The organism is Pseudomonas sp. FYR_7 (assembly GCF_043106155.1).
GTDB classification, from domain to species: Bacteria; Pseudomonadota; Gammaproteobacteria; order Pseudomonadales; family Pseudomonadaceae; genus Aquipseudomonas; species Aquipseudomonas parafulva_B.
Genome location: NZ_JBICMI010000015.1, coordinates 1 through 5,927, shown reverse-complemented (window position 1 = coordinate 5,927; position 5,927 = coordinate 1). Strand labels below are relative to the sequence as shown.

The 5,927-nt window shown below is 58.8% G+C and carries 7 protein-coding genes; all 7 read left to right on the top strand.

Annotated elements, in window-relative coordinates; all coding sequences use genetic code 11:
* The first annotated feature begins 264 nt into the window (after nucleotides 1-264).
* The gene (gene alaC, locus ACF8R3_RS03640; RefSeq protein WP_182139124.1) at nucleotides 265-1,473 is read left to right on the top strand and encodes an alanine transaminase; all 1,209 of its coding nucleotides are present in this window, start codon (nucleotides 265-267) and stop codon (nucleotides 1,471-1,473) included.
* A gap of 131 nt (nucleotides 1,474-1,604) precedes the next feature.
* The gene (locus tag ACF8R3_RS03635; protein WP_058639708.1) at nucleotides 1,605-2,732 is read left to right on the top strand and encodes a hypothetical protein; all 1,128 of its coding nucleotides are present in this window, start codon (nucleotides 1,605-1,607) and stop codon (nucleotides 2,730-2,732) included.
* Between the two features lie 146 nt (nucleotides 2,733-2,878).
* The gene (locus ACF8R3_RS03630; RefSeq protein WP_058606019.1) at nucleotides 2,879-3,262 is read left to right on the top strand and encodes a YkgJ family cysteine cluster protein; all 384 of its coding nucleotides are present in this window, start codon (nucleotides 2,879-2,881) and stop codon (nucleotides 3,260-3,262) included.
* 131 nt (nucleotides 3,263-3,393) lie between these two features.
* The gene (locus ACF8R3_RS03625) at nucleotides 3,394-3,957 is read left to right on the top strand and encodes a GNAT family N-acetyltransferase (RefSeq protein WP_058639709.1); all 564 of its coding nucleotides are present in this window, start codon (nucleotides 3,394-3,396) and stop codon (nucleotides 3,955-3,957) included.
* A 79-nt stretch (nucleotides 3,958-4,036) separates the two neighbouring features.
* On the top strand, nucleotides 4,037-4,576 hold the full coding sequence (locus ACF8R3_RS03620) for a hypothetical protein (RefSeq protein ID WP_058639710.1): 540 nt from the start codon (nucleotides 4,037-4,039) through the stop codon (nucleotides 4,574-4,576).
* A gap of 18 nt (nucleotides 4,577-4,594) precedes the next feature.
* A complete protein-coding gene (locus ACF8R3_RS03615) occupies nucleotides 4,595-4,975 on the top strand; it encodes a lysozyme inhibitor LprI family protein (RefSeq protein ID WP_196124901.1) in 381 nt (126 codons plus the stop codon).
* A 695-nt stretch (nucleotides 4,976-5,670) separates the two neighbouring features.
* A partial coding sequence (locus ACF8R3_RS03610; protein WP_392514992.1) for a transposase occupies nucleotides 5,671-5,927 on the top strand: 257 nt, incomplete at its 3' end.

Sequence of the window (5,927 nt, the reverse complement as noted above, 5' to 3'; positions counted from 1 at the left end):
GCCTGTGTGCCGGGGTTTTTTTTGCCTATGCGGGGCCTGTCGCTGGTAAGCCAGGTGACGTGCCCGGTACACAGTTTTCGTTTTTGGCTTACCAGCATGGGACTATCCGTATTCAGCTGGCAAAAAATGCTCCTGAATAGATCCAAAAAACAGTAAATTACCCTTTACAAGCCTGTTCTATCGGCATTATCTTCTGAATCAGGCCGCCCCATGCGGCCAGCGTCGCTCGGACGGTTCCGGGCGCTTACGTTTTCAGAGGAAACCATGGCCAATCCAGGTTTGCCGCGCCGCTTTGCGCGCATCGATCGTCTCCCGCCCTACGTCTTCAACATCACTGCCGAGCTCAAGATGGCTGCCCGCCGCCGTGGCGAGGACATCATCGACCTGAGCATGGGTAACCCCGATGGGGCCACGCCGCCGCATATCGTCGAGAAGCTGGTGCAGGTCGCTCAGCGCGAGGATACCCATGGCTATTCCACATCCCGCGGCATCCCTCGCCTGCGTCGCGCCATCTCGAACTGGTACAAGGAGCGCTACGAGGTCGACATCGATCCTGAAGAAGAGGCCATCGTCACCATTGGCTCGAAAGAGGGCCTGGCACACCTGATGCTGGCCACCCTGGATCAAGGCGATACGGTACTGGTGCCCAACCCCAGCTACCCAATTCATATCTACGGCGCTGTGATCGCCGGGGCCCAGGTGCGTTCTGTTCCGCTTGTGCCGGGCGTGGATTTCTTCAACGAGCTTGAGCGGGCCATTCGCGAGTCCATCCCCAAGCCCAAGATGATGATTCTCGGCTTCCCGTCCAACCCGACCGCCCAGTGCGTGGAGCTGGACTTCTTCGAGCGCGTGGTGGCATTGGCCAAGCAATATGGCGTGCTGGTGGTGCACGACCTGGCGTATGCCGACATCGTGTACGACGGCTGGAAAGCGCCGTCTATCATGCAGGTGCCTGGCGCCAAGGACATTGCGGTGGAGTTCTTCACCTTGTCTAAAAGCTACAACATGGCCGGCTGGCGGATCGGCTTCATGGTCGGTAACCCCGAACTGGTCAACGCCCTGGCGCGCATCAAGAGTTACCACGATTACGGTACTTTCACGCCTTTGCAGGTGGCTGCCATCGCAGCGCTGGAAGGGGATCAGCAGTGCGTACGGGATATTGCCGAGCAGTACCGTCAGCGTCGCAATTTGCTGGTCAAGGGCTTGCACGAGTTGGGCTGGATGGTCGAGAACCCCAAGGCGTCCATGTACGTCTGGGCCAAGATCCCGCCTGAGTATGCACACCTGGGTTCGCTCGAGTTTTCCAAGAAACTCCTCGCCGAGGCCAAGGTGTGTGTTTCGCCAGGTATCGGCTTTGGCGACTATGGTGACGACCATGTGCGGTTTGCCTTGATCGAGAACCAGGATCGGATTCGTCAGGCCATTCGCGGTATCCGCCAGATGTTCCGGGCTGACGGGCTGGCGCGCAAGTAACCTTTGACGGCCTGCCGTTGGAATTTCCGGCGGCAGGTGCGCAGCGCCCGACGGCAGGACAGGCTTCCGTATGTCCCCTATCGTGCTAACTGACTACCTTCGGCACTCATTTCTCGCACGATGACAGTGACATGAGTGTTTTTACCGCCTATTTCTGTGGGACAGGTTCCCATCGCTTCGACGACACCAACACCAATTTCTGGAATGGCGAACTGGTTTCGACCCTGGCCAGCCATGACCAGGGCCGCGAGTTTGCCCACTGGGTCGCTGTCGACGGTCCGGGCAGCGGCAATCTTCAGGACGACAGCCTTTTCGTCGATCCCGGCGGTTATTACAACTGGACAGGGCAGTTGTTTGGCCGCGGCTGGGAAGAAAACGTCAGCCATGTGCTTCAGATCATCAAAGGCGAAAGCCGCTGGCAGCGCACCAAACTGAGCGAGGCCGAATATAGGCGGCTTAAAGATGCCGGCGTCCCTGTGCCGGAAGTGGCGTCGACCGCTTCGTGGTTCTGGAGGACCTATGACTACGGTGATCGCCAACCCACGCCGCAGGCATTACAGGAACGCATCATTCATCTGTTTCGTAAGCCGCTTGTGCCTACACAGGTCAACCTGGTCGGCTGGAGTCGCGGCGGCATCAGCTGCCACATGCTGGCCAATGCCATGGCCAAGGACCCGGAGCTGTGCGATGTCCCGGTCAATATTTTTACCATTGACCCGGTTCCAGGCATTGGCAATGTGCAGCCAGAGCGCGTGATGCTGTCGGCCAATGTGCGTGAGTACGTAGGGTTCTACTCCCGTGACGAACGCTCCAAAGGGTTCGCCTGTGTGGTGCCAGACGTGCAGCCCGGTACGCGGATAGGCGTGTTTCCCATGCCGGGTCGGCATGCGACGCTGGTGGGGAACGCGTCGGTTGACGGTGCTGGCAGCGGCCAAGTGCTGGTCGAGCCGGGCTTGGTGGTCAGGCACTACGCCGAAGTGTGCCTCAGGCGCTGGGGTGTCGAATTGGCCAAGTGCCTGGACTTGAGTGAGGAACAAGTGATGGGCTATCACAAGGCAATGGCGGACTGTGAAGACCAGTACCAAGCAATGCGTCGCAAGTCCTACACCGTCGTGACCGAAGGTAGCCGTGACGACAGGCTGTTACATCAAGGCACCCGGCAAACGACCTTCAGCCATGTCCGCGGCGATCCCTATTGCCCAGCTGCAGGTCTTGGCCTGACGCAGTGCGATGGGGATACCTATAAAGCGTTGCGCTAACTTGACCCGAGGGGGAAGAGGGTGTCTGGTGACAGTCAATCGCCTGCAGTTATTTTTTTCTGCCCCTCTATTCAATCACCCCCGCTTGGCCCGAGAATGGCTGCTCGGGCCAGCCCCGATCTCAACCACCTTCCTTCCGTGCAATCATGTCCGAATATAACCCTTGCCTTGACTGCGGCGCTTGCTGCGGGTATTTCCGTGTGTCCTTCTTCTGGGGTGAATGCCAGTCCTCCGGCGGTGTGGTGCCTGACGATCTGGTGGTGCAGGTGAGTCCGTCTCGGGTGGCCATGATTGGCACCGACGCCAAGCCCTGCCGTTGTACCAGCCTGCAGGGCGAGGTGGGGCAAGGCGTTGCCTGCGCCATCTACGCCAACCGTTCCAGCACCTGCCGCGAGTTCGAGGCGTCGTGGGAAGGGGGCGTACACAACCCACGCTGTGATACCGCCCGGGCTGCCTACGGTCTACCGCCATTGACTCCGCCTGGGGCCAATGAGCCCCATTGGCCCGATGATGGGGCTGAGGTCGCCTAAGTCGGCATGTAGAGGTTCGCTTATTAGCGTCCTAACTGTCGACTTTGCACCGCCGTGGAGTTTTGCAATGCCTGAAGGCCGCGCATGACGCTAAACTGTCATCTTACCCAGCAATGGACAGGTGAGCCGGCGTGACCCCACCCCGAAGTTTCCCGAGTGATCTGTGTCTCGATAGCCCGCGCCTTTACCTGCGCCCCATGCGCCACGCAGATGCGGCAATGTGGTTGGCGATCATGGCCGACCCGGAAGTCATGCGGTACTGGCACCACGCGCCCTGGCAGAGTCTGGCTGAAGCCCAGAGCGCACTGGCAGCTGATCGTGAGGCGTATGCCAATGGAGAGCAACTCAAGCTTGGCATGTATCGCCGGGACAACGGCGAGCTGATTGGCATGGTTCAACTGTTCAACATCGACGACACCTCCCGGCGAGGTGAGATCGGCTATTGCCTGGCCAGCGCCGTGCAGGGAAGGGGGTATATGGATGAAGCATTGACGTGCTTTATCGACTACATCGCCAACACCCTGCACATGCGCCGCCTGGAAGGCGAGATCGACCCTCGCAACCAAGGCTCGGCGCGTACGTTGGAGCGCCAGGGGTTTGTGTTGGAGGGCACCCTGCGGGCGCGCTGGTGCGTAGGCGGTGAGCTATCCGACTCGGGCATTTACGGGCTGCTGCTCGAACCGCCGGTGGCTTGAAAGACTGCGAACACCCAGTTTGGAAGCGGGGGATGACATGGGTTATGGTCATCCCCTGTACCGTCCTCCCAGGTGTCCTTTGCCCGCTTTTTATCTCAGTATCACGCTCCTGCTGTACTTGGTCGCTCTGTGCTTCGATGGCGCCTCGATGAGCGATGGCCACCACATGCCCGCCCTGCAGATGTTGCTGTACGGGCCTTGGGGGGTACCCTTCGGGCTGAACCAGTGGTTCGCCAATCCGTTGCTCGCCCTGGCCATTCTGGCGCATCGGCGCTTTCGCCGCTTGGCCCTGCTGCTAGGGCTTTGTGCTCTGTATCTGGCGGCAACCAGTTTGGGTATCGACCGCCTGCCGGACAATCAGAGTTATGAGTTTCACGACCTGACAGGTTTGGCGGCAGGGTTCTATGTGTGGGTGGCAGCCATGCTGGTATTTTGCCTTGGTCAGGGCTGGTACTGTTTGAAAGCGCGCCAGGCCGCTGATATGCCTGGGTGGAATTGGGCGGATGTTACCCTGATTGCGGCATTGGCGGTGACGTTGTATGCCGCCACGCAGATGCCGTCGTTGCGCTTCGAGCCGAGCAGGGTATTGATGCCGCCGGAGCAGCCTCAGACGCTTTGACACTCAAGGAGAGTTTGCATGATCAAGCACTACCTGGCGGGGCTGGCATTGGCGTGCTGCACGACGCTGGCGATCGCCGCCGAACCTTCTCCAGCCTATACCCGCTGTATGGAGGGTGCCTCCAGTACCCTGGCCATGGGTGAATGCCTCAAGGCTGAGACGCAGGTACAGGATCAACGCCTGAACCGCGTCTACAAGCAGCTGATGGGTAAACTGGCGGCGGATCAGCAAAAGAGCCTGCGTGATGTGCAGCGCAAATGGCTGGTCTATCGGGATGGCAACTGCCAGTTTCACCGCAAGGCCAGCGGCGGCACCATGGCGCAGCTGGAGGGCGGGACCTGCCTGATGGACATGACCCGAGAGCGGGCGGCGGAGCTTGAGCGGATTATGGAACCGTAGCGGTGATGAGTTCTAAACTTGCCACGGTATATGTCTTCTGTAGGATAAAACGTGCAGCGGCTCCAAGCGTTGAGGCAGTGCGCTAATGACTGGGGCCGCTGCGCGGCCCATCGCGGCGCAAGGCCGCTAATACATAGAACTGTTAGTATTCAAAGGATTTGCAAGCGTCAACTCATCTATTGAAGTTATATATTGCAGTTGCTGTTGCTTCTAATCGCGCGGTAGCTCAGGCGCCGCAGATCGCGACTTCAGGAGGCCGAGCGCAGGGCTTGCGGAGGGAGGTGACAGGCATGGATGCCTGTCAAGCGCTGGGCCCCAGGATGGGGCCTGCAGCGCGGTCCTCCCGGGAGCAAGCCCGGAGCGAGGGAACCCCGGAGCGCAGCGTAGGGGCCGGATGATAGGAGCAGGCGGTTTTTGCTTACTTTTTGACAAGACAAAAAGTGAGCCGCCGTAAGGGCGGAAAGGTGACTGTGCGCCACCCTCGCCAATGTATACCAACCTGCAGTATGCGCCCACGCTTTGAAGTTTGAAGTTTGAAGTTTGAAGTTTGAAGTTTGAAGTTTGAAGTTTTATTGCTGAGTGTGGGTATTGAAAGAGAGCATACTCCATTGGCGATGGCGACGCTTAATCACCTTTTCGCCATTACGTGAACTGACCCCCGAATGTTGGACACCTATCTCATCGGAGGGTGTTCCATGACGAAATACAACCTGGCGCTCAAACAGGCACTCATCGAAGAGTGCCTTTCTGCTCCTAGCATTCATGAAGTGGCGCTAAAGCATGACCTCAGTCCATCGATGCTACGTCGGTGGGTAAAGGGCTATGAAAAACACGGCGCAGCCGGTTTAAGTGCCAAGTACAGCCGCTACGATGCCCAGTTCAAATTGAAGGTTTTGCAGTGCATTGAGCAAGAAGGATTGTCTGCCCAGCAAGCCTGCATCCAGTTTGATAT